Consider the following 26,639-nt stretch of genomic DNA (forward strand, 5'->3'; position numbering starts at 1 on the left):
AGACTACTCCTTTCAGATTATTACTCTAACCACAGTGTGAGGGACTTACGTTAAGTAGCAGTGTATTTCTCATGTCGTAAGACGTGTCTAATATACAGTGTTATAGCAGCAATAGTTCTCAAAGGGTACGTCAGGCGGCACCACGTGGTCTGCGGCAGGGAAGTAGCCTCCCTGTTCGGGTACAGGACCACGTCACGTATCCTTCAATCATGTTACCACAGGTTCTATTCTGTCTGCATCTCATAGTATTGTTCTTCAGCTACCCGGATGCTTTGCGCCTTGTCTTTGTCGCTTATGCGGAAACGGACCATCGAAAAAGGTCCGCCGGTTTCCACGCCTGACGGCCAGGCGTGGGCCCGTCGGTGGAGAAAGGAACGTTTTTGTACTCAGGTTACAATCCGCCAGAAAGTGCAGGGAGCCAACAATCCGTCCCACTGTCGCTTTGTGATTGGGCTCAGGGGAGATTTCGAAGAACGTGCACGCCCTGCTGTTCTGGTTTAGCTGTTTCGCCAGGCTGCGCGACACAGGTACGCTGTCCAACACTTGCCATCGGGAATCGATAGGGGTGGGATTCCTGAGATACGGGGCCAACCTACTCGCCCAATGCCCCTGACTGGAGCAAATCGAGGAACTCCTCATCGGACATCCCCAGAACATCGGTGCAAATGTGCGCATTATGTTCTCCCAGGCAGGGTTCGGGAGAGTACTGTTTGGCCGGAGTACTTGAGAGCCTGAACGGCAGGGCATCAACATCATGAGGTCCGATCACGGGATGCTCAAAGGTCAGGAAATGATTGCGGTGGCGGAACTGGGGGTCACAGTGCATATCCTCTGCGTTGGCTACTATCCCGGCAGGCACCCCAACGGTCTGCAACTGTTCCACCACCACCTCGGCTGCAAGCTGACTCGTCCACGATTCGACTAACCTGTCCAGTTCGTCCTCGTGCTTTTTTCTGGACTCCAGCGTGGCAAATCTCCGGTCCGCTGCAAGAACAGACTGCTCCGCAACACGACAGAGTGCTCGCCACTCTTGATCGGTGCGGACTGCTATGACACACCACCTGTCCTCCCCGGCACAACGGTAGGCACCGTGAGGTGCCGCATGCGGGTCCCGGTTGCCGTTTCGTGTCATCACCCTTCCGTTGACTGAGTAGTCAAGGAAGGCCGGCGCCAGGAAATGGAGTGCGCTCTCGATTTGTGATTGCTCCACATATTGGCCTCGACCTGTCCGTTCGCGGTCCATGAGAGCGGCTATGATAGCACGTACCAGGAACTGGGGAGCGATATGATCAGTGTAGGCCCAGAATACACCGCATGGCGTCCGGTCCGGCCATCCGACCAGGTCATCGAACGCGGTGAAAGCGGCGGCGTGATGACCATAACCGGCGATATCCCGGTATGGACCGGTCTGACCGAACAGGCAGGTACTTGTATAGACAAGGCGCGGGTTCAGGGCCGCAGTCGTAGCATGGTCCAGCCCCAGTCTCTCCATGACACCCGGTCGGAAAGACTCCACCAGAACGTCAGCCCACTGCACGAGACGCTTCGCCAGTGTGAGTCCTTGCGGCATGGTAAGGTCGATGGTCATCGAGTACTTGTTGGCGTTGTAGAGAGCGAAGAGCCCACTGCGGTCCGGCTCTATGATATCATCCTTGAAAGGAGGTACCGCCCGCCCGATATCAGGGCGTTCCGGGGCCTCTATCTTGACTACCGTAGCACCGTGGTCGGCGAAGTAGCGTGTTGTTCTGGGGCCCACAATCACCCAACTGAAGTCGATTATGCGCAGACCTTTGAAGACTTCGGTGGAACCAGCAGGCTCTACAGCCAACCTGTCCTTTCGACGGTTCGTCGTAATGAAATCACTGGTGAGTATCTCGGGATTATGCTCCCCGACATGTGGCGCTCGTTTCGGTACGCGATACTCGAATCCTGTGCCCCCATGCGGTCGTCCGGGATAGGTGATTGTAGCTGCGACTTCAGGGTAATCTACCCCTTCCCAGAACCCCCTGGCGGCCAGATGAGCATTACCGTAAACTTCATCAACGGAATTCACCGGGGCAAGCAGTAGACCCCTGGCAACAGCCTCTTTAAAGAGCTCTTTCCGGGTCTTGGACAGAATAAACGGAACGAACTCCTGCCTTAACTCCAGCCTTTTCTGTTGCAGCAGCTCTCGGTCTTCATCGGACAGCGGGCTGGTCGTCTGGGGGTCAGGCCCATTCTGACGCGCCGTCAGACCCGCGGCGACCTGAGGATTTGCATCCCAGTCGTATGCAGCAAGTACGCTGCTAATCCAGCCCTCCTCCACCATCCATTCGATAAACCTGCGTGTCCGGTTGCCGTTACGACCCGGTGTTGCGGTGAAGAGCACCTGACCGTCCTTGCAGGCAAACATCACCGGCAAGGCATCCTGTCCCGGCGTGATACCCGCATTGCTGGTATTGGCACGCGTGGGGCTGAGCTTTCGGAAATCCCAATAAACGTGATTGGTGAAGGTCTGCCAGGCCATACACTCCTGGGCGGAGACATCCACCCACTGTCCTTGCCCGGTCAGTTCTCGATGCCACAAGGCGATCATAGCGGCGGCAGCGGCGTCATTGGCTGCGTGCAGGAACGCCTGTGGCAGACTGATCCGCAACGGTGGCCGGTCAGGTTCACCAAGCAGGTTCATATATCCGCTTGCAGCCATACAGACGATATCGGTGCATTCGTGCCTGGCGTACGGTCCGCTCTGCCCGAAGCCAGTTATCGATACCGTTATGATACCGGGATTCAGCCACGACAATTCGTCATGGCTCAACCCGAGCTCTGCCATACGGCCGGGTGGGTAGGATTCTACCACGATATCAGACACAGTCACCAGCTGCAGGAAGGCCTTTCGGTCTCGCTCGGTTGTCAAGTCCAGGGTCACGCTCTTCTTGCCGGCATTGTAGGCCCACCAATGAAGATTCCTTTCCGGATCTGGCTCGTCATGATAGAAAGGTCCGAGGCGACGGGCCGGATCGCCCCCAGTGGGCTCTATCTTGATGACGTCAACCCCGAGGTCGGCAAGCAGCCTTCCGCATAGAAAGCCTTCCTCTCCGGTCAGGTCGAGTGCCCTGTACTTACTCAGCATATCTCATATCCCTGCAGGTGTGACCGGCGTGTCTTGCATGACTGCCCATGTTGCACCCAATCGGCGTTCATGCAGCGCTGGCGATGGCTACTCTGTCCATTCGTATCCTCCTGTGAGTACCCGGAGTCGCACGCCTGTCGTCGTGCGTAATTGTACCACGCGCTGTGCCGCGGTCACAACGCGGTCAGAGGGTTGCACGTTCTCTGGTTGCTCTATGTGATACCCTTCGGGGCCACAGAAGTGGCAGGGAGCCCGATGGTGGTGGTCACATAAGGTAGTACTTTGTGCAATGCGACTACTATGCGGCCCAGCGCCCGGGAAGACTGGTGCCATACGTCTTCACGCTTAATCGGCCCGAGGTCCTCAATGCAGTGGACCCTCAGCTTCACTCCGAACCGGAGAACATATTCACCGACGTGTCCCGTGACGACGACATCAACGTGGTTATACTCACCGGTGCCGCTAGCTGTCGGCGAATATCTCGTCGACCCAGCCCTGAGCGACGGGACTGAACTGGCCGAGCAGTTCCTTGGCCCGGTCCAGGGTGAGGCAGCCGGCATGTTTGGCCGCATAGACGCTCTCTTCGGCGATATCGAGAAGGCTGATATGCATCTTGTCAGGTTCGAAGCCAAGTTCGCGGGCTACCTGGGCCCAGGTAAGGCCTTTCTCCCGTTGCACCACAGCCTTTTCCCACTTCCCAAGCGTGCCGAAGACATCTTCGATGCTCTGCAAGGAAGGCAGGAGGGTCGCGGGATCGAAGCAGATGCTCACCCGCACACCCACCTGAAGATCAGCCAGGCTCACTTCCCGGTCACCGGCCAGCGTTATTCGGGTGCTATCAGTGACGCGAATGGTGAGCCTGCGGTCGGCATCACATTCGACGGTAATCTCATTCTCCCCTATTTCAGCTACTTCGCCTTCCACTGCCGCCTGCCGGCTCTCGCCGCAACCGTCGGCACCCCAGTCTTCGCCAACCTTCTCGTTTGATGGACTGTCAGGGTCCGAAGTACCAGTTTTACTTCCTTCAGTTTCCGCAGCATCCTCAGTGCTGATCTTCAGAGTGACTTTTCTGCCGTCCTGATTCACGATAGTGATTTCCCCATCAACAGCATCGGTACTCCGGAGGATGCTCTCGAGAGCATCTGCTTCAGAGGGCAAGCTACAGGCGCTCATTGGCAGTACCGCCAGCATTAATAGCGGAGCAACGAGGCTGAACCTGACAAGTGTTCTGAGCGAAGGCAACTTCATAATCGTCCCCCTTGGACCCCCAAACCAGTAGAACATACGAGGGGGTTCCTGCAGGCACCTAGCAGAAGGATAGGACGCGGGCAGCAGAAAGAGAATCCCCCAATAGTCCTGATACCCTTACACAATTGGTAACTGGTACTGTCACCATCGGGATTTCAAGAGCTCGGAACTCGTTGCGCAGGGCATGGCCGGTTTGATTTACCTGGCTGGTTTCCCTGAGAACCATCCGAACAAAATACAAAGTTCTCAGGCCGATAACTCAGCGTCGGTGCAAGCCGCGATTGGCACAGTGATTGCGCTGAAGGTGAAAAGGGCAGAGATCTCGTTTGCCAGGGAGTCCGCCGGCGGCGATTCGACGGCAAGGTATATAGTAGGGGTCAGAAGAGTCTGGCCATCCATACCGAATAACGCGGCAGACGGTGACGAGTTCCAGGTATCGTCCCCGTTGGTGGAGCCAGGGTATCAATAGGTAGAACCTTTGAAGTGGCTTTTAGCCTCGTGCCACAGTCGTAGCGTCACCTGGCTCCAGGTGATGCCATCGTCATGCCGGCCTTCCACTTCATAGCCGCCTCGGCGCCTTGAGCTGTCAAGAAGTCACTGTACAATCCAGTCTCTTGTGACTTCGCCTGCATAAAATAAGCTACTGTTACTTTGCTCTACGCCTTGACGCGTATGCCTGAGATGAAAACTTGAGATGGAGAGAAAAGAGACCACTAGTAATTGAACGCACTTGATTATAATGGTACCATGGCAACAGTTAGTTATAACTCAGGTACGCTGGATGATCAGGCAACTTTCTCACAAAGACACGGATGCTACCTACGAGATCATAAACCAGGCAGCCCATGCTTACCGCGGCGTTATTCCAAATGACTGTTATCACGAGCCGTATATGCCGAGCCAGGAACTCCGTCATGAGATGGAGAGCATGATTTTCTTTGGTTGGGAAGAAGAAGGTCAGTTGGTAGGGGTTATGGGTTTCCAGCCGGTTCAGGATGTAACACTCATCAGACATGCTTATGTATTACCTGGTTACCAACGGAAAGGTATCGGCGCAAGGCTTCTTACTCATCTAAAGGAGATAACAAAGACCAACTGCTTGCTGGTAGGCACTTGGTCAGACTCCAACTGGGCAATTGGTTTCTACCAGAAGCACGGGTTCAAACTCATGCCTGATAAAGACGAGCTTCTAACCAGATATTGGAACATCCCCCAGCGTCAGGTCCAGACTTCGGTAGTTCTAGGCATGGAACTCTAACAATATGGACAATTGTGACCCACCCTGTTGTGACTATAGACCAGTCAGTTCGTACCTCGACTAGTCAAACAACCTTCGCTTCCTAAATGGTGACATCAGGAAGCGAAAGAATACCTTCCTCCTGGTCAGCCAACTTATGGTCACTCCGTTCTTCGTGTTGGTTAGCACTCTCCCTGCCAGCCACGGTGTTACTGTTTCGACGCGCTCCGCCAGGATATTCAGGATTGGCTTGAAACGTTCCCATTCGTCCGGACGGCCTTCGTACTCCTTCGTGATGAGTTCGGTCAGAACCATGCCTGGCCGCAGCCCGCCAACTACGACAGCAGTACCCTTTGTCTCCCTCGCCAGGGATCGCGTCAGGTACGCCAGACCAGCCTTTGAAGTGCCATACGGTGCAAGGCCACGCATCGTCCGACCGTCACTTCCAAGCCCCTCCATGTTGTAGAGGCCACCAAATCCCTGCTCCATCATGCCCTGAAGGGCCACGAGAGACCCGTACATAGCGCCAAGGACGTTAGTGTTGACGACATCCGCCACCCGCTTGGGCGATTGGTGCCAGAAATCTGCCTGAGGATTCGACACACCGGCGTTGTTGACCCAGATGTCTACCCTGCTGAACCGTTCTTTCGAGTTGTCCCACAGTATCTGTACCTGATCGAAGTCTGTGATGTCACAGGAATGGCCGAAGAGCCGGTCTGATTCGTGCTTCATCGCGAGGGTCGCGACTGCGTTCTCAACTCCCTCCGCGGATCGACCACTTATGGTAACGGCACAACCAAGAGTGAGGAATGAATCAGCGAGACCGTATCCGATACCTCGGGTACTACCTGTTATGACTACCGCCTTCATTTGTGCCTGCCTTTCCACACCGTCTCAGTGGATTCTAACCGTAGTGATAACCGAAGTCAATCCTCTACTATTAGCTGGACACGTTTACAATGAGGAAACGGGTATCCAATATAACCGTACCTATCCAGAAGTGAGCAAGGAATACCAACACATGCCGCGCGTACTGAACGGATCAGGTTCCCGGAGCGCCTGCCAGCATGACCCGTGCGTCAATAACCACGCACCCATTTTCCCGCTCCAGCACCTTCACCGGGTTGAGATCGAGCTCATGTATCTGAGGGAGGTCTTCCACCATGGCGGAGATACTCAGCAGCAGTTCCTCGACGGCCGCCGTGTCCGCTGGCTTCGATCCTCTCCAGCCTTCGAGCAGCCGATAGGCCTTTACCGAGCGCACCATTTCCGAAGCGTCGATGTCGGTGAGCGGGTGAATGCGAAAGGTGACGTCCTTCAGCAGCTCGCTGTAGATACCGCCCATGCCGAACATGACCAGAGGGCCAAACGAGGGGTCCTGAGTGACGCCTACAATTGCCTCTACTCCCTCGGGTATCATCCTCTGGACTATCACCCCATCCATCTCCGCTTCCCGGCCGGCATTGGCGAGGCGTTCCCTGATATGCCGGAAAGCCTCTTCCACCTCTTTAGTTGAGTGAAGGCCAAGGACTACGCCACCCACATCCGTCTTGTGGGTGATTGTGCTGGAGAGGAGTTTAACAGCAACGGGGAAACCGACCTCTGCCGCTGCCCTGGCTGCCTCCTCCGCACTCGTGGCAGACACCATAGGTGCGGTACGTATCCCGTAACAGGCGAGAAGCTCGTTGATTGAAGCTGCATCGAGCCACAGGGGCCGCTCCGAGTTTCGCTCCAGAGTTGACTTGACTATCTCCTCAGCCCTCTCCTTGTTGACATCTGACAGCGCAGGGACTACCCCCTTCGGTTTCCTTGTCCACTCACCGTACTGGTACGCTCTGGCCAGGGCTGCTGCTGCCGCCTCCGGGAACGAGAAGCGGGGGACCCTGGCCTCTTCGATTGCGCTGCTCCCAGCACTGCCACCGCGCTGACCGACGAAGGATGCTACCAGGACCTTGCCCCGGCGGCGAAACTCCGGCGCGGTGTCCCGGATTGCTCCGGCGACATCTTCGGACATGCCAGGCATGGGCGGAATGAATATCGCGATCGTGATGTCGATGGCATCATCCTGCGCCAGGATTCTGAGCATCCTGGCATAGTCCGCAGCAGTGGCTTCGGCCGTCATATCGATAGGGTTGCCCAGACTTGCCCGGGGTGTCAGGAAGTTTCCCATTCCTGCGATGGTGGCGTCGGACGGGGATGGCAGTTCGAGACCGTGTGCGGCACACGCATCGGCCGTCAGAATCCCGAGGCCGCCGCCATTGGTGACGATCGCCACGCTTCTGCCCTGTGGCACCGGCTGGTGGGACAGGAGAGTGGCCGTGTCCAAGAACTCCTCCAGCGTATCGACGCGGATCAGGCCCGTCTGAGCGAACAACGCGTCGTAGGCGACCTCAGAAGTAGCCAGTGCACCGGTGTGGGACGCGGCCGCCCTGGATCCGGCCGGAGTGCGCCCACCTTTCACGACCACTATCGGCTTCGTGAGAGCCGCGTTTCGGGCAATGCGCGCAAATTTCCGCGGGTTACCAAAAGACTCCACATAGAGCAGGATAACCTCGGTAGCCGGGTCTTCTGCCCAGTACTGGAGCAAGTCGTTATTGGACACATCGGCTCTGTTGCCCAAGCTGACAAAGGTTGACACGCCGATATCCAGGGCATCCGCGTATTCCAGAACGGCCAGCCCAAGGGCGCCACTTTGCGCGCCGAAGGCAATATTGCCGGTGCGTGGAGAAACGCGGGTAAAAGTGGCGTTCATCCGGACCGTGGGGTCAGTGTTGATGATACCCATACAGTTGGGCCCCACCAGCCGCATACCATGGCTACGAGCTGTGTGAAGCAACCTTTCCTGCCTCTCAGCCCCGTCACTCCCCGTTTCCCCGAAGCCGGCGGAAATCACGACAACTCCGCGTACCCCCTTGCGTCCGCACTGCGCCACTACCTCCTGCACCTTTCCCGCAGGGACGGCTACCACGGCGAGGTCCACGGTCCCCGGTATCTCAAGAACAGAGGGATACGCCTTCACCGAGGCTACTACCTCGGCACCCGGGTTTACCGGGTAGACCACCCCATTGAATTCGCCTCGCAGTATGTTGTGGAAGAGACTATTGCCCACAGAACCCCGCCTGGTGGAGGCCCCTACCACGGCGATGGAACGTGGCCTGAGGAAGGCTCGAAGTGAGGCTATCGTGGCGACTCTCTCGCGTTCAGCGGCCTGTACTTCGGTTGAGGGAATAGGTGTAAGGTCCAGCACCATTCGGTAGATGCCCTGTTCCAGCTTCTTGTCCAACCGAAAACCGCTGTCTGTGAGCACCTTCACCATTTCCTGGTTCCCGGCGAGTATCTCGGCTTCGAAGAAACCGATGCCCTTCTTCCTGGCGATCTCAGCCAACTGCTCCAGCAGGTGGGTGCCGATACCTTTGCCCTGGCGTGCGTCCTCGACCACAAAGGCGACTTCAGCCGCGTCACCACGAGGAAGCCGTGCATAACGGCCCACGGCTATGATTTCTTCCTCGCTCCCTTCGCCGACCGTGCCGACCAGGGCCATCGAGTTGTTATAGTCAACTGCACAGAAGTGCGCCACTTCCTCGCGGGACATGTGGGTCAGGACATGGTGGAATCTCAAGTAGACGGTGTGCCCGCTGAGCCGGTAGAAGAGAGCGAGCAACCGGTCCTCATCCTCCGGCCGGATGGGGCGGAGGAGCAGCGCGGAGCCGTCGCGCAGCGTCACCACCGTTCTGTATTGCTCCAGGTCGCCACCTCTGTTGTCAGCCATTATTGCCTCGCTTCGTCCTACCTCTGAACTGCCAGGACAGTTCTGACAGTCTTGCAGGTAGCAGAAGTACCGCCGAGTGCTCTTATAGGAAGCCCTTTCAGATAATGCCAATTATATAATTGCTGCCTCTCCACTTCAAATGACATCTTTGAAGTATCTCTCCGATTTGACCGCTTAAATATGGCCGAGGCAATAAAATAGCGTAGTGTTACCTCGATATTACCTAAAAGGATTCCTTTCTTACTACACATGACGCTTTGTTATTTCCATGTATTGACAGAGTCTGGCGACCTGGTATAAATTACAGTCTTAGCAGCTTGACGAACGAATTAAAGAAATAAAATAGATATGTTGTTAGAGATAAACCAACTCTGTAAAGTATATCGTGGGGGAGTAAAGGCAAACGACAACATCAACCTTTCAGTGAGAGAGGGTGAGGTCTTCGGACTGTTAGGACCAAATGGTGCTGGCAAGACCACCGTAGTTAACCAGATTATTGGCCTTACGGTACCTACCTCAGGATCAATCAGCATTGCCGGAATAGATGTTGTTGCTAAACCGAGCTATGCCCGGCAAGCCTGCTCATTTCAAGCCCAGACACAAGTGCCAATCGCAGGGCTCACAGCAATACAAGCAATCGAGCTGGTTGGTCGGATTAGGGGCGGCAGTGCAACTCAAGTCCGTCAACGAGCCAATGAATTAGTCGACCATCTTGAAATCGGAGAGTGGAAGAACAAGATGGGCATTACCTTCTCCGGCGGAGTACGCCGTCTGGTAGCATTCTGTATGGCAGCAGTTATGCCGGGAAGTATTGTCATACTGGATGAGCCTACCAACGATATTGATCCGTTGCGGCGTCGCTTGCTATGGCGAGAGGTTCATAATCTAGCTGAAAGGGGATCCGCTGTTCTACTTGTTACACACAATGTTCTAGAGGCTGAGCGTGTCGTTAATCGTCTGGCAATTATTAACGACGGTAGAGTAATCGGACAAGGAACTCCGGCAACGCTAAAGGAATCGGAAGGCGAGAGCCTACGCTTGGAGCTTATACTCGAACCGGATGCAGAACCACCGCAACCAGCTGATTTCCTAATACAGAGCCTCATCTCAAACCGCCGCATGATTACCAGGGTTGGGAAGGATAACATTACAACTGCTATTGAATGGGCACGCAATTTGAAGGAAGAAGGCATAGTAGAGGAATTCTCATTAGGGCCGACCACTCTCGAAGACACTTATGTGAGAATGGTCGGCCGCCTGGATACTCTAGAACTACCCGAGGGAGGTATCTAGAGATGTACGGATGGCTCCGTAGCTATGTGTTGATGCTAAAGTGGCAGGCTCTCAGTAACAAACCAATGATACCACTTTATGTAGCAGTGGAAATCATGATTGCGGTTGGCTTCGTCATTGGCATTGGTTTCTTCTACCCACAAATCAACCCGACCATAGCCAAATTCCTTACTACGGGTGCACCCACTCTAATTCTACTCATGGTGGGATTAGTAATAGCACCCCAGGCGGTGGCAATGGCTAGAGTGGAGGGAACCTTCGATTATATGTGGTCTTTACCGGTTCCACGAATGGTCTACCTTGCAGCCGACGCTACAATCTGGGTATTGATCACCTTACCAGGAGTACTGCTGGCCCTGATAATTGGCGCCCTGTATCATGATTTCACGCTTGAGGTAAGCCCACTTGTAATACCAGCAATGTTGCTTATAGCAATGACCGGGATATTCGTTGGCTACGCATTTGCTCATGGTGCCCCAAAACCACAGATGGCGCAAGTAGCTACTCAGATAATAGTCTTTGCCATTATGATATTCTCACCGGTTATGTACCCGGTTGAGCAATTACCCAACTGGCTGGAGGCAGTACACAAGGTACTGCCAATTCAGTACATGGCAGAGCTTTCGCGTGGTACTCTTACCGATCTAGATGTAAATCTCGGGTTAGCGTTTAGTATCACAAGTGCTTGGTGCATCGCTGGATTCGTTGTTACTTATTTTGTTATAAAACGTCGTCACTAGCAGGTTGCTGAAAAACCCTTTCGACCGAACCCCGTGCGTCCCAGACGGAGCGCCCCTCAGAAGGGGCGCCGCCTTCCCCTTCCTGGCCAGGAAGGAGCCTTCTGCGGAAGGGGGAAAAGATTATATCTGGGGGATACCGGCAGAATCTGGTTTCGGATTCTGCTAACGTCATTCTGTAAGAATGACGCCCAAACACCCCTGCCAAAGGGGCAGGCCCCTTCTGAGGGGCACCCCCTCTTTGTGACTCCCTGTGTCTCATTCCGAGTTCTTGTTTCTTGCGTGATACTGATGCCTGGACAGCACCACATCGTAGACGAATCTCGCTTTCCCCCCCCGGAACTGTCTCATTTTCGAGTGTATCTCGTAGCCGTTTTTCTGGAACGCTCTCAGGCTGTGCGGGTTGTAGTCTGCAATATCGCATCCGAAGACGAACTCTGCTCGTTCATCCTCGAATGCGAATCGTGTTAGGGTGCCAATGACTTCCGTACCAAGGCCATGTCCCCAGAGTGTCTTCTCTCCTATCATCAGGTCAATGCGCCGGCAATCCCTCTCAGGATACTTCATCAAAATCCTATCAAGGTTCATGCGCTGAAGCCAGCACTCGCCAACTGGCCTGCCACTGCATTCCATCATGAAACAGAACGCACTCTGCGATACACTCCGGTATATTTTCTGTACCCGTTCAAGAGTGTGTGATGAAACATCGTCGCCCTCACTGTAGTATAGGATTTCCGGGTCGTTGTTCCATTTGAGCAGGATGTCCCAGTCGCGTTCGGTCATCGGGCGCAATGCTACCCGTTGCCCTGGGAGTGTCAAACTGTGTTTGCGCAGCTTCACGAGTGGTTGTCTCCTGTGCAGAGCCTATCGGCAAAAGGCAAATCACAGTGTCAAGCGGCGTTATGCCTACAGGGGGAAGAACGAGGGTATTCTATGGAAGGAGGTTCTGGTGTAGTGTTTCTAACATAGCTTTACAGTGAGGCACCGGCTACTACGACGCATTTTTGTCAACAATCATTGTAAAGAGAACTCGGAGACACTACACTAGCCCCTGTCCGATTTCCTCGTTAGCTAACAGCGTCCAGCGCCTTTTTGAGGTCGATATCCTTGGTATAGAGCGCTTTGCCGATGATTGCCCCTTTTATGCCAAGCCGCTTGAGCATCTTGAGGTGGAGCAGCGACGAGATACCACCGGCGGCGATGACCGGTAGTTTAACCGAGTCAACCAGCTCGGAAATAGCGGTGAAGTTCGGCTCGGTGAGGGTACCGTCGCGAACGATGTCGGTGTAGATAAGGCGCTTCACACCGGAACGGGCTACCAGCCGGGCGAACTCCACCGTTCCCCACTCCGTGTCCTGCTGCCATCCGTGTGTCGCTATGCGACCATCCCGGGCGTCGATACTGACGATGATGTAGTCGCCGAACTTCCGGCATGCCTCCCGGAGCAGGTCCGGGTCTTCCACCGCGGCCGTACTCAGGATAACACGGTCGATACCTGCCTGGAGTACTTCCTTGATGGTCTCCAGCGTGCGGATTCCCCCGCCTAGCTGGGTGGGTAGCAGGGAGGCGTCCGCAATCTGCCTGATGACCTCCAGGTTCTGCGGCTCACCGGCGGCGGCGCCATCAAGGTCGACGATGTGCAGCCGGGGTGCTCCCAGTGACTGCCATCTCAGGGCTACTTCCACCGGGTCGTCGGAGAACGTGACTTCCCGGCTGTAATCACCCTGATAGAGACGAACGCAGCGGCCACCCCTGAGGTCAATCGCCGGGATAATCTCGATAGTAGTGCCACCTCACAGATTGATGTTGGCGAACTTCTTCCAGGTCTTGGCGTTGTATGCCTTGTTGTCCTTGTTCTTGTCTTCGAGGACGTCCAGCGCCCGGTTTATCACCTTGCGCGTGTCACCGGGCATTATGATGTCGTCGATATAGCCACGCTCCGCACCCTGGTACGGGTTCTCGTACAGCTCGCTGAACTCCTCTATCCGCTTTGCCCTGGTTTCCTCCGGGTTGTCCGACCCGCGTATTTCCCGGGCGAAAATGACACTGGCAGCGGTATCCGCGCCAACGATGGTAACGCGGGCTGTCGGCCAGGCAAAGACGAAATCGGCACCGATGGCTTTATCCAGCATCCCGTAGTGAGCACCGGCGTAGGACTTGCGTACCATGATTGAAATCAGGGGTATCGTGGACTCGGCCCAGGCAAATAGGAGCTTGGCGCCGTGGCGCAGGATGCCCTTCCAGTCCTGCTCGGAGCCTATCATGTAGCCCGGACAGTCCCCGAGGGTGAGCATCGGGATGTTGAACAGGTCGCAGAACCGGATGAACCTGGCCCCTTTATCGGCGGCGTCGATGTTGATTACGCCCGCCGCCTGCATCGGCTGGTTGGCGAAGATGCCCACCGGTCGCCCGTTGAAGCGGGCGAACCCGGTTATCACGCTGGTGGCATGCAGCGCCTGCGTCTCAAAGAAATGGCCGTCGTCGGTTATCGCCGTGATTACCTTCTTCATGTCATAGGGGCGGGTGGACTGGTCGGGGACAATGGTATTCAGCTCCGGTATCTCCCGCTCGGGGTCGTCATCCGTCTCGATGCGGGGTGGCTGCTCCCGGTTGTTGGCGGGGAAGAAGGACAGGAGCATTTTAGCCTTATCGATGGCGTCCCTGTCATCGTCGGCAACCACGTGGGTACAGCCGGACTTGATGGCGTGCGCCTTGTATCCGGAGAGCTCTTCCAGTGTTATCTTCTCACCAAGCTGTGTCTCAACGAAGGCAGAGCCGGCAATGCCCATGAAGCCGGTGTCTTTGCACTGGATGAGGAAGTCCTGCATGACCGGATGGTAGGCCTGACCTCCCAGGCACGGGCCCATGAGCAGGGCTATCTGGGGGATTACGCCGGAAGCGAGTATCTGCGATTTGAACGTCCAGCCGTATGATTCCAGAGTATCCATACCTTCCTGGAGGCGGGCGCCACCGGAGTCGTTCATGCCGATGAAGGGCCAGCCCTTGTTCCGCGCGAAATCAAGGGCATTAGAGAGCTTACGCCCGTGCTGCTCACCGAAGGTACCTGCCAGGGCGGTGTAGTCCTCCGCCATGGTAACGACGTACCTGCCGTTCACCTTGCCGAAGCCGGTGATGATGCCGTCGGCGGGTATCTCTCTCTTGTCCAGCCCGAAAGCGGTCGTCCTGTGCTTGATAAAGAGCCCTATCTCGGTGAAGGTACCCGCGTCAAAGAGGTAGTCTATCCTCTCCCGGGCACTCAGTTGACCGGCCTGATGGCGCTTTTCAATGGCGGCGTCGCCGCCCATCTCCAGTATCTTCTGGCGCTTCTGTTTGTACTGCTCTATCAGCTCTTCGGTTGTTGACATTTCGCGCATTCTCCTTTTCACCGGGCAGTGCCGGTCTGGTCTCAGCTAGATAAGCCCCATTTTCTCCTTGGCTTCGCGCAGGGTCTCCCTGGCGATGATGCGGGCACGTGCGGAACCATCGGAGAGGATGTCAGCAATATACTGCGGTTTCGCCGCGAGTTCGGAGCGTTTCTCCCGGAACGGTGCCAGTTCTGCGTTGATGCGCTCGGCCAGCAGTTTCTTGCAGTCAACGCAGCCAATCTCGGCAGTACGACACTGCTCGGCGATGGAGTCTTTCTCGTCGGTGCTGAAGTACTCGTGGAGCTTGTAGATAGCGCATATCTCCGGGTGTCCCGGGTCGTTCCGGTAGCGGCGTGCCGGGTCGGTGACCGCCGTCATGATTCGCTGCCTGGTCTCCTCCGTGGTAGCGGCAATGTCTATGCCATTGTCCAGCGTGGCGCTCATCTTCTCTTTGCCGTCCAGTCCTACGACGAGGGGAAACTCGGTCAGCTTGGCCTGGGGTTCGGGGAAGGTGTCCCCGAACCGGCTGTTGAAACGGCGGACAATCTCCCGGGCCAGTTCGATATGGGGCAGCTGGTCTTCACCGACGGGTATGGCGTTTGCCTTGTAGAGAATGATGTCGGCCGTCATCAGCACCGGATAGCCCACCAGCCCGTAGTTAACGTTCTCCGGTTGGGTCTTCACCTTCTCCTTGAATGTTGGTACGCGCATCAGCCAGCTTATCGGTGTGACCATACCGAGCAGGGTATGCAGCTCCATTACCTCCGGGACATGGGACTGTACGAACAGGATGCTTTTCTCGGGGTCGAGCCCCGCAGCCAGCCAGTCGAGCAGTGTTTCGCGGATGTAGTGCTGGAGCTTGCCGGTGTCTTCCATGGACGTCAGGGCGTGAATATCGACAATGCAGTAGATGCAGTCATACTCATCCTGGAGAGCGACATAGTTCCGTAATGCACCCAGGTAGTTCCCGATGTGCTGTCGACCGGTAGGACGTGCTCCAGAGAAAACTCGTTTCATCATTTGATAACCTTCCCCAGCTATAAAGTTTATCACAAAACTGGCTTCAGCCTCAAGGTTGTGAGTATTAGCGGCTGTTGAAAAACTCTTTCGACCGAACCCCGTGCGGACCAGATGGAGCGCCTCTCAGGAGAGGCGGGGCCCCTCAGAAGGGGCTGCGCCTTCTCCTTCCCCTTCCCCTTATCAAGGGGAAGGAGAAAATTATATCAAGAAGAGGTATTGTATGAAATACGGAAACAAATCGAGGCTAACCGTGCGTGATTTGTTTTAACGTTATGTCTGGTATTTGTGAGGATACGGACACGGCAATCTCCTTCTTTTCCCGGAGATTGCGTGCCGCTGAAACCAGCGGCCTGTCGCTGGGGTCGACGGAATGTCGGCACGCTCCTCGCAATGACGTGTGAGCCTTCGGTTCACGTGTGAGCCTTCGGTTCACCCGGGGGTTTGACGGTTGGCCTCACGAGCCGGTAATATGAACCAGTCTGGAGGTAGAGAAAGAGTGATTAGAAGTTTTGGCGGTAAGACTCCTCGCATCGCCGAATCGGCCTATGTCAGTGAGGCCGCATACGTGATTGGTGATGTGGAGATTGGCGAGGGTTCCGGGGTGTTTCCCGGAGCGGTTATACGGGGCGACTTCGCCAGTATCAAAATTGGCAATAACACCATGGTGGAAGACAACTCCGTGATACATTCCGGCGTACCGGTGGAGATTGGCGATAATGTGACCATCGGCCACAGCGTGGTGGTGCACTGTGTCCGGATTGGCAATAACAACCTGATTGGTAACAATGCTACTCTGCTGGATAATGCCGAGATTGGTAGCCACTGCATAATTGCTGCCGGATGTCTGGTGAGCCAGGGCATGAAGGTGCCGGACTACTCAATGGTGGTTGGCATTCCCGGCAAAATCAGGGATGTCGGGGACCGGATGAAGCGGCGTGTGCAAGATGGGCCGTCAGCCTATTCCGAACTGGTCAAGCGGTACAAGCAAGAGGAGTTCTAACGGTCTGAGAGGCGCCACGCAGGCGATGCAGGGCTACATCCTCTCCGGTGCTGTCATTCCCATGAGGTGCAGGGTCCTGGCAAGCACGGTCTTGGTGGCCGCTACCAGCTTGAGACGGGCCGGAGTGAGCGTCTCGTTGCTGGAGATTACGCGGCACTGCTTGTAGAAGCTGTGGAATGTAGTCGCCAGGTCCTGGGCGTAGTAAGTCAGGTGGTGGGGCTCCAGGGTCTGGCACACCGTTTCGATAAGCTCCGGCAGGAGCAGCAGCTTACGAATAAGCGTTAATTCCGGCTCCGTGGTAAGCAGCGAGACATCCCCGTTCTCGTAAGTAATACCCTTCTCCTCGGCAAGGCGAAGTATGCTGGCAATACGGGCATGGGCGTACTGGATATAGTAGACCGGGTTGTCGGGGGCTTCCTTCTTCGCCAGTTCCAGGTCAAAGTCCATCTGGCTGTTCGCCGATCGTGACAGGAAGAAGTAGCGGCAGGCATCCGTACCCACCTCGTCCAGTACCTCGCGCAGCGAGATGAGGTCGCCGCTACGGGTGGAGATACGGATTACCTCGTCGCCACGGCGCAGTGTGACCAACTGGTGGACAATCAGTTCCAGCCGGTCCGGGTCAATCCCCAGGGCACCGACAGCTGCCTTCAGGCGGGAGACGTGACCCTGGTGGTCAGCCCCCCAGATGTCGATTACGCGGTCGAAGTGGCGCTCGATGAACTTGTTGTAGTGGTAGGCGATATCGGCGGCGAAGTAGGTTGGTAGGCCGTCACTGCGGATGACAACGTTGTCCTTGTCCTCACCGAGGGCAGTGGAGACGAACCAGGTAGCGCCTTCCTTCTCCGCGATATAGCCATCGCGCCGCAGTAGCTCCATTATCTTATCGAATTGCCCGTTCTTGTAGAGGCTCTGTTCGCTGAACCAGGCATCGAAATCTACCCTCAGCATCTCAAGTTCTATCCTGATTTGCTTCATCAACCTGTCAGTTCCGAGACTGCCCAGTTGCGGTACTGCTTCAGATTCCGAAAGGGTAATAAACCTGTCCCCTTCTTCGGCAATAATCTCCCTGGCGAGGTCAATCATGTATTCACCATGATAGCCATCGGAAGGTACCTCCGTCTCGGTACCGAGGCACTGCTGGTAGCGGGCGTAGAGCGAACGGTTGAAAGCGTCCATCTGGCTACCGGCGTCGTTGAAATAGTACTCTCTCTGTACGTCGTAGCCGGCGGCACTGAGGATATCGGCCAGCGTGCTGCCCAGGATAGCACCGCGACCATAGCCGACGTGGAGCGGGCCGGTGGGATTGCTGCTGACGAATTCCACCTGTATCCGGCTGCCCTTGCCGAGGTCGATGTTGCCGAAGGACTCACCGGCTTCGAGGATAGACTCGACCTGCCGGGTCAGCCAGTTATCCTTGAGGATGAAGTTGATGAATCCGGGTGGGGCAACGGTGATACTTTCAATCTCAGGTGTGGCAGGTATCAACTCGACAAGCTGCCGTGCGATGTTCAACGGGTTGGTCCCCATCAAACGGGCGAGCTTCAGGGGCAGGCTGGATGCGTAGTCGCCGTGTTCCGGTTTCTGCGGGCGTTCGATGGTTGCTGCCGGCAGGGGTACAGACGGCAGTTTTCCTGATTGCTGTGCCTTTTCGGCTGCCTGCGTTACCAGGTCTGCCAATATTTCCTTGAGTATCATCCTTGTAGCAGCCTTATGAAGTCCTCTCTGCTCAGACCCGCATCCTTCAATATACTGGCCGGATATGTTCTACGCTTGAATTATAGCACAATTGAGATAGAGGCAGTAACACTCATCGCTGCCTTGCTGGCGTAGCGGGGAGCCGTCAGGTGGGGTGCTACTGAAAGGAAGGAGTGTACTACTTCTCCGGCAGCGCGTCCAGTGCCTGCTGGAAGTTCTGGTTGACAATCTGGATGTATTCGTCCCGCGACATCACATCCCGGCCGACGGTCTTGAGGGTTTCCTGGGACATCTTGCCGTCCCGCACAAGCTGCCGTCCCGCGTCCCGGGCAGCCTCGATAATATCGTCGACCAGCCCGCCAATGGCCAGCATCGGCTTCATTGCGGGGCCCTGCGGACGCAAGAGTGCTCCGGCGAAATCGCTCTTCATGTTACGGCACATAGCTTCGACGTGCACGACCAGCGCATCGAAATTATCCATTTCCCAGAAACCGCAGTTGCTCACCAGAGCCAGTTTGGTGGTATGTCCCGCTACACGGCCGGGGTGCCGGATGTGACCATCGTGCAGTTCGAAGAAGGGCTGGGCACCTGGAATGTTGCGGTCAATGAAGTTCTTCATCGGACCGGACATACCGTCCACGTAGAGTGGTGTGGCGAGCACGCGGATATCTGCCTCGTACCATTTGGGACGTAACCACTCCATGTCGTCCTTCTGGAAGCACTCCCCCGGCGTCTTCAACCAGCAGTTGAACTCGCCCTGACAGGGCTTGATGTCCAGCTTTTTGGTATAGTAGACCTCCACCTCCGCCCCGGCCTCCCTCATGCCTTCGAGGAAGGGGTCGAGTATGACGGCGGTATTTCCTTTTTCCATGTTCGGGCTTGAGTTGATTGCGACTGCTTTCATGGTGGTGTTACCTCCTTTTCGCTACCGCAAGTTCTTCACCACGGGAGCAGAAGTAGTCTGCATTATGCGTACGTAGTGCAGATGGACTCACTTCGTATTTCATACGATACATCTTGCGTCCCCGGTCGTCCATCCAGTGGTTTATGGAGTTCTGCAGCCGCAACTCGTGATGCAGAACATCTACCTTGGCGGTTCCGACCTGCAACACACGCAGACTGCTAAGGTACTTCCTCCACGCGCTACTGTACGGGTCCGAACGAATATCGCCCAGTGCCCCGGGGCGTACCTCAATACTGAAGCCCTTATGACCCGTGAAGAACACTCGGTAGTCGGTCTCGGGCAGTCTTGAGAGGTGATCATCCAGTATACGTCGGGCTGTTTGGAGAGAATGATCGATGTTAGGAAAATAACCTCCAGAGCTCAACACGCTGTCACTGTCAATGTCTATCACAAGTGGTCCTGCCAGTGTAGTACCCTCTTCCTCTGCTGAATAGAGATAGAGGCTACGGAATACGTTGGTATTACCGCAGACGTGCCGCCATTTTACCAAGAAGTCAACCCGATAGCGTCTCCTTGTGTGACAGAGTCTTCCGCCAGGGCTAACGCTGTGGTACGTTATCACCTCTGTGGGTTGCGGTCCGTTCGGATGGTCCGAATACGGCTGTTGATGCAAAACTTCAACCCATGGGTATTTGATTAATTCTTGCTCAGTTACCCACCAGAAGTCTGTTGCCAACATCCCCCCCTAGCTCCACTCCCCCGCCTCGGAACTCCACACCCGTGACATCTCTTTAAGCAGCAGGGCGTGCTCCGGCTTCTCCAGATTCCGGTCTTTTTCAAAGACCTTCTGTGCCTCGCTGCGGGCTATCTCCAGCAGGGCAACATCGGAGAGCCTGGCCATACGTAAATCGGGCAGGCCGCTCTGTCGCGTCCCGAAGAACTCTCCCGGCCCGCGCATCTTGAGGTCTTCCTCGGCAAGCTGGAAGCCGTCCTGGACGTTTTCAATGATGTCCAGGCGTTGCAGTCCGACATCGGATGGTTCCTCTGCCATCAACATGCAGTAGCTCTGCTCGGTACCACGCCCCACCCGGCCCCGGAACTGGTGCAGCTGGGAAAGCCCGAAGCGGTCGGCGCTTTCCACCATCATCACGGTGGCGTTGGGAACGTCGATACCCACCTCGACAACCGCCGTGGAGACCAGGATATCAATCTCACCGGCGTAGAACCGGCGCATCACCTTTTCCTTGTCCGTAGCCGACATCCGTCCGTGAAGCAGGCCTAGCTTCAGGTCAGGGAAGACCTCCCGGGAGAGGCGCTCATGCTCGGCCGTCGCCGCCTTTGCCTGCACCGCTTCGGACTCCTCGATAAGCGGGCAGATTATGAACGCCTGGCGGCCGTTGCCAATCTCGCGGCGCAGGAAGTTGTAGGCGCTCCGGCGTTGCTCCGGCTTAAGCCACCTCGTTTTCACTGCTTGCCTGCCCGGCGGTAGCTGGTCAATCACCGAAAGGTCAAGGTCGCCGTACAGCGTCAGTGCCAGTGTTCTCGGGATGGGTGTCGCAGTCATTACCAGTACGTGGGGATTATGCCCCTTCTGTCGCAGGCTGGAACGCTGCTCAACGCCGAAGCGGTGCTGCTCGTCGACGACCGCCAGGGCCAGTTGGCGGAACTCCACGTCTTTCTGGATGAGGGCGTGCGTGCCGACCACGATGTCGATTTCCCCGCCCCGAATCATCCGGTGGAGCTCCCGCTTCTGTGCTGCCGGTATCGCTCCGATAAGCATTGCCACCGTCAGAGGTCGGGGCAGGATGCCGGAGTAGCTGTGCAGGTAGCCTGATTCCTCATCGGTGTGTGTTACTGCCGCCAGCAGCCGGGAGATGGTGGCGAAGTGCTGCTCTGCCAGGATTTCCGTAGGTGCCATCAGTGCCCCCTGACAATCGTTGGCAGCGGCCATCAGCAGACCGGCGGTAGCGACAACCGTCTTCCCGCTGCCCACGTCTCCCTCGAGCAGGCGAGACATCGGTTGCGGCCTTTCCAGGTCGTTGAGCAGCTCGGCGAGCACCCTTTCCTGGGCGGCGGTGAGCTTGAAGGGCAGGGAATCTATAAAGGTGTCCAGCACTTCCCTGCTGGTGTGAAGCGGATTGCCGGGTTGCCCTTCCTGCCATTCCCATTTCCTGCCCAGGACACCGAGCTGGAGGAGGAAGAGCTCGTCAAAGGCGAGGCGGGTCCTTGCCCGGTCCTTGACCTCGTTGTCATCCGGATAGTGGGCCTCGGATATTGCCCTGGGCAGCTCCAGCAGGTTACGGTGCTCTCTCACCGAAGCGGGCAGGAAGTCCGGCACCTGCCATGCCCACTGGTCTACTATCCCCTTCATCAGCTTCCTGACCTGGCGGGGATACAGTCCCCGGGTGAGCGGGTAGACCGGTACCAGACGTCCGGTGTGTACCAGGTCTGTGTCTTGCCACGGCTCCCACTCCGGTGATTCAAAGACGTAGCGCCCGTTGAACAGCCTTACCCGGCCACTGAGCACGATTCTCATGTTGGGGGCAAGCTGCCTGACCAGGTAGGGGTTGTTGAACCACACCACGCGGACATTGCCCGTCTCGTCACCGACGATAGCCTCGGTACTCCGCCTGCCGCCGGGTCTGGTCTCGGTTGCCTGCCAGACATTGGCGATGATGGTCTCCTCTTCTCCCTGGGTGAGTTGCGAGATAGTCTTCCTCTGGCTGTAGTCCAGGTGGCGGTTGGGGAAGAAATATAGCAGGTCTCTGATTGTCGTTACACCCAGCTTGCCGAATTTGGATGCCAGGGCTGAACTGATACCTTTCACAGACGTAATCGGGGAATCAGGCGAAATGTCCGTGCTTACCTTTGGCTGTCTGGCTCGTGGCGACCGGTCAGCCTTCCGTGCTGTTCCGGGGCCGGGTTTCCCCTCACCTTCGTGCTCCAGTTCCGTTAGGAAATCAAGCACGTCGCGAGCCCATTGCTGGCGCTGCTCTACGGTCAGAGAATCATAACTGGATTTATCCAGACCGAGTTTGCGGAAGCGGCTCAGGGCACGACGACTGGGAATCGAGGCCATGGCCGGACCGCTCCAGTTGCCAAGGAATCTGTCCAGTCCGCCGATTACGGCTGAGTCCGAATAGCCCCTGGAATGCTCCAGTTCGAGGATTTTACGCAGAGGCCCGATATCTACTGACAAAACCCAGCCCCCGTGGTCGGCAGGTCGGTGGTGTTGTCGGCAACGACTGTGACCGGCATCGACCGGCTTAGCCCGGCACTGGCCAGCCTACTTAGCCTCCAGAACGGTTACCGCGATAGCGTTGGGACCGCCGTGGACCCCCAGTACCGGACTGACGATTGACCGACGGATATTCACATCAGGGAAGGCAGCACGGAGACGCTCTGCCAGCCTGTCCGCCTCGTCCGGGAGCGTGGTATGTTCCACGGCCAGTTCCTCAATCCGCTGGAAGCTGGTCACGTAGTTGTACAGGTACTCAACTCCGGCCGCCTGTGACCGCAGGCGCGTCAACGGTGATATTTCACCTTCCTTCACGGTGAGTATCGGCTTGAACGACAGTACGGAGCCCAGAAGACCCTGGGCTCTGCCAATCCGTCCGCCCTTGGCCAGATACTTGAGGGTGTCGAAATAGGTTATCCAGTGAGAGCGGGTGAGTGCGTCCCGGACCAAGTCGGAGAGTTCATCGAGTTTGGTTCCTTGCTGGGCTGCACTGGCTGCGGCAAGGGCAACGAGTCCCTGACCCATGGCTACCATCCCGGAGTCGATAACCTCAACACGGCACTTCTTCTGCACCATTTCTATGGCGCTCACCGCGGACTGATAGGTGCCGCTCAGCTTTGCAGACAGGGTGATTACGAGGATTTCGTCGGTCTCATCGGTCAGCTTGTCGTACACCTCGGCAAAATCTTTGGGGGCTGGCTGTGTCGTAGTCGGGAAGACATCTCCGGTGGTCAACCGGCGGTAGAACTCGTCGGTGGTTATTGTAACCCGGTCCAGGTAAGCCTCCCGGCCAAACATCACCGTTAGAGGGATGACGGTAATCCCGAGTTTAGCACCTTCCTCGGCGGTTATATCCGAGGTGCTGTCGGTTATTATCTTGACTGTCATTATGAGAATCCTCCCCGCTATTCTATGGAGACAATGTAGTTGTAGTGAGTCTGACCACCTCGGACCACTTCGACCTGAAGCTGGGGGTACTCTGTACGCAGTATGATACTAGCCCGTTCCGCCTCTGCCTGGTCAGTATCAGCGCCGAAGTATATCGTGACGATTTCCTTCCCGCTAACATCCAGCTTGGAAAGGGTTTCATGGAGTACCTCGGTGGGGTTGTTCCCCACTGCCGCCAGTTCCCCGTCAAGCAGGCCGATTGCCTGCTTCCTCTTTATCTTGATGTTATTGATTTGTGTGGAACGTACCGCCCGGGTGACCTCAACTGTGTTCACCAACGGTATCGCCTGTCTCATTATGCTAGCGTTGGTCTCAAGGTCCGCTTCATAGTCAAGCGCCAGGAGGGCAGCGACCCCCTGCGGTATGGTCTCCGTGGCGACTATCTCAACATCCTTCTCGGTGAGGGTGAGTACCTGCTCGGCGGTAAGCACGATGTTCTTGTTGTTGGGCAGGATAATGACCTTGTCCGAGGCTACTGATTCCACTGCCTGGAGTATATCTCTGGTACTGGGGTTCATTGTCTGGCCACCGGGGACTATTGCGGTCACTCCCAGGCTGGTGAAGACCTCGGCGAGGCCGTCACCGGTGACGACTGCGATAATGGCCATGTCCACTGCGGGTGCCTTGTCTTTCTGCATCTCCAGGAAATCCCGGTGCTGTTCGTCCATGTTGCGGATTGATACCTGGTGCACTGTGCCCAGGCCGGTGGCGATGTGGATTACATTACCCGGGTCAAGCGTATGGATATGAATTCTGGCCGTCGATTCGTCACCAACCACAATCAGGGATTCGCCCTTCTTCTCCAGCCTGGAACTGATTTTTTCCGTGTTGAGTTTCTCTCCCTTGAGCATGAACTCGGTGCAGTATCCGAATGGTTCCTCATCGGCGGCTATCATCTCGGGGGGCCTGCCCGACAGAGGTACGCTGCTGACAATCATCTGAGGTTTGCGGAACCGTATCTGTTCGGCCTCACCCTTCAGGTAGTGCAAGGCACCTTCGAGGATGGTATAAAATCCCTGCCCTCCGGCATCGACCACCCCTGATTCCTTGAGGATGGGAAGCAGTGCCGGGGTATTGGCCACCGATTCGTTGGCGGCTTGCACGATAATTTCAAAGACTTCGGTAAGGTCCGGGTCTCCCTCTTCCACCAGCTTTCGAGCGGCTGCGGCGGCATCCTTGGTCACGGTGAGTATTGTGCCCTCCACCGGATTGCTCAACCCCTTGTAGGCCATTACGGAGGCTTCCTGGAGAGCACTGGCAAAGTCGGCTCCGGTCAGGGATTCCTTGCCGGCGATGCCCTGAGCAAGGCCGCGCAGTATCTGTGACAGTATTACGCCGCTGTTCCCCCGGGCTCCCATGAGTGCCCCTTTGGCGAGGGCCTGAGCTATTGCCGAACTGCTGTTGTCCGGAGCACGGTAGGCTTCTTCCATGCTGGAGTTCAGCGTCAGCAGCATATTGGTCCCGGTATCGCCGTCCGGTACCGGGAAAACGTTCAGGGCGTCAACATCGGAAGCGCATTTCTCAAGCCAGGCAGTGGCACAGGCGAACATCTCGCGGAAGTCTTGCCCGGTGATAAACTTGGTTTGCTTCATCCCCCATTATCCTCCCAGACTACTGGTCGTATCTACTTTATCAATACATAGCGGGCTTCTAACCATGCAGACCATACGGTTATTGCCGGTGTATTTGTTATACGAGTCCCGCTGTGCTAATATAATACCGTACCATAAGATACTGTAAAGCTGACATATAGTCAAGGAGACATGTTCTTGAAGTGCGATTTGTGTGACAAGACGCCACAGTTCGGCAATAACGTTAGTCACTCCAAGCGCCATACCAAGCGGCGCTGGATGCCGAATATTCACCGGGTCACTCTCATTGTGGACGGTAAGAAGAAGCGACTCAGCCTGTGCACCAGGTGCCTGCGCACCCAGCACAAGCTGGCGAGAACACTGCCCACTACCATAAACTAGCCCGTATCTTCTCCAGCGAGTCCTTCACCGGTTCCCCGGTTGCGAATATCGCTGCGCCTGCCACCAGTACCGTGGCACCAGCCCGGACAACCAGAGGAGCGGTAGCGGCGGAGATACCGCCATCCACCTCCAGCTCAGCCTCCAGGCCACGCCTGTCCAGTTCTGCCCTGACGCGTGCTATCTTTTCCGGCATATCTTTGATGAAGGTCTGTCCGCCGAACCCGGGATTTACCGTCATTACCAGGACCAGGTCTACCGAGGGCAATATCTCCTCAAGAGAGCCGATTGGTGTGGCCGGATTAAGGGAGACGCCCGCCTTCTTACCCAACTCCTTGATGCGCTGGATAGTGCGGTACAGGTGTGTGGCGGCCTCCACGTGAACGGTGATGATGTCCGCCCCGGCGGCGGCGAACTGGTCAATATGGTGCTCCGGTGCTTCGACCATCAGGTGGACGTCCAGGGGCAGGTCCGTCCAGGGACGTAGCGCACTCACCATCTGTGCACCCACAGTCACCGGCGGCACGAAATGCCCATCCATCACGTCTATGTGGATATAATCGGCCCCCGCCCTGGTCGCTTCGGTAACCACCTCACCAAGGCGGGCGTAGTCGGCGGAAAGGATGGAGGGGGCGATTTTGATGCGGCGCTCACCTGTCATCACGGGCCTCCTTGCAGGGTCTTTCTGGCCTCGGCAAGCGCCTGCTCGACCCTCTTTGGTGCCGTTCCTCCGAAATTATCGCGGGCAGCCAGCGAGGACTCTATCGTGATTGCCAGGACGTCCTCATCGAACCGTGGAGAGAACTCCCGGTACTCACTGAGCTTTAACTCGTCCAGTGCCTTTTCCTGCCTGGCGGCGTAGCTCACCAGCCGGGCCACGATGTCGTGGGCACTGCGGAATGGCTCACCCTTCTTGACCAGGTAGTCGGCCAGGTCGGTGGCCAGCAGGTAGCCGTGCCGGACGGCCCGTCCGGTATTCTCCGGCTTCACGCGGAGCGTCGATACCATGCCGGCGAAGACCTCCAGGGTGGCCAGCAGCGTATCCACGGTATCGAAGAAGCCTTCCTTGTCCTCCTGCATGTCCCGGACGTAGGCCAGGGGAA

The 26,639-nt window shown here is 56.4% G+C and carries 21 protein-coding genes; 5 read left to right on the forward strand and 16 right to left on the reverse strand.

Annotated features, from left to right (window positions below):
* Window positions 1-592 precede the first annotated feature (592 nt).
* Together VMW13_07495 and VMW13_07500 are read right to left on the reverse strand one after the other, a co-directional pair.
* The gene (locus VMW13_07495) at window positions 593-3,112 is read right to left on the reverse strand and encodes a CoA transferase (protein ID HUV44657.1); all 2,520 of its coding nucleotides are present in this window, start codon (window positions 3,110-3,112) and stop codon (window positions 593-595) included.
* Between the two features lie 462 nt (window positions 3,113-3,574).
* Window positions 3,575-4,360 carry a hypothetical protein gene (locus VMW13_07500; protein HUV44658.1) on the reverse strand — a complete coding sequence of 262 codons (786 nt, stop codon included), beginning with the start codon at window positions 4,358-4,360 and terminating at the stop codon, window positions 3,575-3,577.
* A gap of 781 nt (window positions 4,361-5,141) precedes the next feature.
* Here VMW13_07500 and VMW13_07505 point away from each other — a divergent pair.
* Window positions 5,142-5,618 (forward strand): GNAT family N-acetyltransferase, encoded by a 477-nt coding sequence (locus tag VMW13_07505; GenBank protein HUV44659.1) that lies wholly within the window; start codon window positions 5,142-5,144, stop codon window positions 5,616-5,618.
* A 60-nt stretch (window positions 5,619-5,678) separates the two neighbouring features.
* Here the strand turns inward: VMW13_07505 and VMW13_07510 are convergent, their stop codons facing one another.
* On the reverse strand, window positions 5,679-6,467 hold the full coding sequence (locus VMW13_07510) for an SDR family oxidoreductase (GenBank protein HUV44660.1): 789 nt from the start codon (window positions 6,465-6,467) through the stop codon (window positions 5,679-5,681).
* A gap of 172 nt (window positions 6,468-6,639) precedes the next feature.
* Entirely contained in the window at window positions 6,640-9,366 is a 2,727-nt protein-coding gene (locus tag VMW13_07515) for a GNAT family N-acetyltransferase (protein ID HUV44661.1), read from the reverse strand.
* Between the two features lie 348 nt (window positions 9,367-9,714).
* Here VMW13_07515 and VMW13_07520 point away from each other — a divergent pair, with 348 nt between their 5' ends.
* Window positions 9,715-10,659: an ABC transporter ATP-binding protein gene (locus VMW13_07520; GenBank protein HUV44662.1), complete on the forward strand. Its 945-nt coding sequence runs from the start codon at window positions 9,715-9,717 to the stop codon at window positions 10,657-10,659.
* Window positions 10,660-10,661: 2 nt separating this feature from the next.
* Window positions 10,662-11,399 (forward strand): ABC transporter permease, encoded by a 738-nt coding sequence (locus tag VMW13_07525; protein ID HUV44663.1) that lies wholly within the window; start codon window positions 10,662-10,664, stop codon window positions 11,397-11,399.
* Between the two features lie 255 nt (window positions 11,400-11,654).
* On the opposite strand, the gene VMW13_07530 is transcribed toward VMW13_07525, so the two are convergent.
* From VMW13_07530 to trpS, 4 genes are all read right to left on the reverse strand, one after another.
* Window positions 11,655-12,236 (reverse strand): GNAT family N-acetyltransferase, encoded by a 582-nt coding sequence (locus VMW13_07530; protein ID HUV44664.1) that lies wholly within the window; start codon window positions 12,234-12,236, stop codon window positions 11,655-11,657.
* 227 nt (window positions 12,237-12,463) lie between these two features.
* Window positions 12,464-13,177: a 1-(5-phosphoribosyl)-5-[(5-phosphoribosylamino)methylideneamino]imidazole-4-carboxamide isomerase gene (hisA, locus tag VMW13_07535; GenBank protein ID HUV44665.1), complete on the reverse strand. Its 714-nt coding sequence runs from the start codon at window positions 13,175-13,177 to the stop codon at window positions 12,464-12,466.
* A gap of 12 nt (window positions 13,178-13,189) precedes the next feature.
* The gene (locus VMW13_07540; protein HUV44666.1) at window positions 13,190-14,761 is read right to left on the reverse strand and encodes an acyl-CoA carboxylase subunit beta; all 1,572 of its coding nucleotides are present in this window, start codon (window positions 14,759-14,761) and stop codon (window positions 13,190-13,192) included.
* Between the two features lie 45 nt (window positions 14,762-14,806).
* Window positions 14,807-15,781, reverse strand: coding sequence for a tryptophan--tRNA ligase (trpS, locus tag VMW13_07545; protein HUV44667.1), 975 nt, complete (start codon window positions 15,779-15,781; stop codon window positions 14,807-14,809).
* A gap of 496 nt (window positions 15,782-16,277) precedes the next feature.
* Between trpS and VMW13_07550 the strand changes: the two genes are divergently transcribed.
* A complete protein-coding gene (locus VMW13_07550) occupies window positions 16,278-16,781 on the forward strand; it encodes a gamma carbonic anhydrase family protein (protein HUV44668.1) in 504 nt (167 codons plus the stop codon).
* A gap of 33 nt (window positions 16,782-16,814) precedes the next feature.
* Here the strand turns inward: VMW13_07550 and argS are convergent, their stop codons facing one another.
* From argS to VMW13_07580, 6 genes are all read right to left on the reverse strand, one after another.
* On the reverse strand, window positions 16,815-18,476 hold the full coding sequence (argS, locus tag VMW13_07555; GenBank protein HUV44669.1) for an arginine--tRNA ligase: 1,662 nt from the start codon (window positions 18,474-18,476) through the stop codon (window positions 16,815-16,817).
* A gap of 178 nt (window positions 18,477-18,654) precedes the next feature.
* Window positions 18,655-19,380 carry a flavodoxin family protein gene (locus tag VMW13_07560; GenBank protein HUV44670.1) on the reverse strand — a complete coding sequence of 242 codons (726 nt, stop codon included), beginning with the start codon at window positions 19,378-19,380 and terminating at the stop codon, window positions 18,655-18,657.
* 7 nt (window positions 19,381-19,387) lie between these two features.
* Complete coding sequence (locus VMW13_07565; protein ID HUV44671.1) at window positions 19,388-19,930, reverse strand: hypothetical protein; 543 nt, start codon at window positions 19,928-19,930, stop codon at window positions 19,388-19,390.
* A 195-nt stretch (window positions 19,931-20,125) separates the two neighbouring features.
* Entirely contained in the window at window positions 20,126-22,579 is a 2,454-nt protein-coding gene (gene recG / locus VMW13_07570; protein HUV44672.1) for an ATP-dependent DNA helicase RecG, read from the reverse strand.
* Between the two features lie 87 nt (window positions 22,580-22,666).
* Entirely contained in the window at window positions 22,667-23,506 is an 840-nt protein-coding gene (locus VMW13_07575; GenBank protein HUV44673.1) for a DegV family protein, read from the reverse strand.
* Between the two features lie 17 nt (window positions 23,507-23,523).
* Window positions 23,524-25,158, reverse strand: coding sequence for a DAK2 domain-containing protein (locus tag VMW13_07580; protein HUV44674.1), 1,635 nt, complete (start codon window positions 25,156-25,158; stop codon window positions 23,524-23,526).
* A gap of 177 nt (window positions 25,159-25,335) precedes the next feature.
* Here VMW13_07580 and rpmB point away from each other — a divergent pair, with 177 nt between their 5' ends.
* Entirely contained in the window at window positions 25,336-25,539 is a 204-nt protein-coding gene (gene rpmB / locus VMW13_07585) for a 50S ribosomal protein L28 (GenBank protein ID HUV44675.1), read from the forward strand.
* Here rpmB and rpe read toward each other — a convergent pair.
* Together rpe and VMW13_07595 are read right to left on the reverse strand one after the other, a co-directional pair.
* On the reverse strand, window positions 25,526-26,197 hold the full coding sequence (rpe, locus tag VMW13_07590) for a ribulose-phosphate 3-epimerase (GenBank protein HUV44676.1): 672 nt from the start codon (window positions 26,195-26,197) through the stop codon (window positions 25,526-25,528). The two genes, rpmB and rpe, sit on opposite strands and share 14 nt — an antisense overlap.
* On the reverse strand, window positions 26,197-26,639 hold a 443-nt coding region (locus tag VMW13_07595; protein HUV44677.1), incomplete at its 5' end, for an argininosuccinate lyase. The genes rpe and VMW13_07595, both read right to left, overlap by 1 nt.

The organism is Dehalococcoidales bacterium (assembly GCA_035529395.1).
GTDB lineage: Bacteria > Chloroflexota > Dehalococcoidia > Dehalococcoidales > Fen-1064 > DUES01.

Bases quoted from the DNA above. Each gene is read 5' to 3' on its own strand.
- VMW13_07500 (HUV44658.1), bottom strand. From the start codon at position 4,360: ATGAAGTTGCCTTCGCTCAGAACACTTGTCAGGTTCAGCCTCGTTGCT.
- VMW13_07575 (HUV44673.1), bottom strand. From the start codon at position 23,506: ATGACAGTCAAGATAATAACCGACAGCACCTCGGATATAACCGCCGAG.
- VMW13_07510 (HUV44660.1), bottom strand. From the start codon at position 6,467: ATGAAGGCGGTAGTCATAACAGGTAGTACCCGAGGTATCGGATACGGT.
- VMW13_07495 (HUV44657.1), bottom strand. From the start codon at position 3,112: ATGCTGAGTAAGTACAGGGCACTCGACCTGACCGGAGAGGAAGGCTTT.
- rpe (HUV44676.1), bottom strand. From the start codon at position 26,197: ATGACAGGTGAGCGCCGCATCAAAATCGCCCCCTCCATCCTTTCCGCC.
- argS (HUV44669.1), bottom strand. From the start codon at position 18,476: ATGATACTCAAGGAAATATTGGCAGACCTGGTAACGCAGGCAGCCGAA.
- VMW13_07580 (HUV44674.1), bottom strand. From the start codon at position 25,158: ATGAAGCAAACCAAGTTTATCACCGGGCAAGACTTCCGCGAGATGTTC.
- trpS (HUV44667.1), bottom strand. From the start codon at position 15,781: ATGATGAAACGAGTTTTCTCTGGAGCACGTCCTACCGGTCGACAGCAC.
- VMW13_07515 (HUV44661.1), bottom strand. From the start codon at position 9,366: ATGGCTGACAACAGAGGTGGCGACCTGGAGCAATACAGAACGGTGGTG.
- VMW13_07540 (HUV44666.1), bottom strand. From the start codon at position 14,761: ATGTCAACAACCGAAGAGCTGATAGAGCAGTACAAACAGAAGCGCCAG.
- VMW13_07520 (HUV44662.1), top strand. From the start codon at position 9,715: ATGTTGTTAGAGATAAACCAACTCTGTAAAGTATATCGTGGGGGAGTA.
- VMW13_07525 (HUV44663.1), top strand. From the start codon at position 10,662: ATGTACGGATGGCTCCGTAGCTATGTGTTGATGCTAAAGTGGCAGGCT.
- VMW13_07505 (HUV44659.1), top strand. From the start codon at position 5,142: ATGATCAGGCAACTTTCTCACAAAGACACGGATGCTACCTACGAGATC.
- VMW13_07560 (HUV44670.1), bottom strand. From the start codon at position 19,380: ATGAAAGCAGTCGCAATCAACTCAAGCCCGAACATGGAAAAAGGAAAT.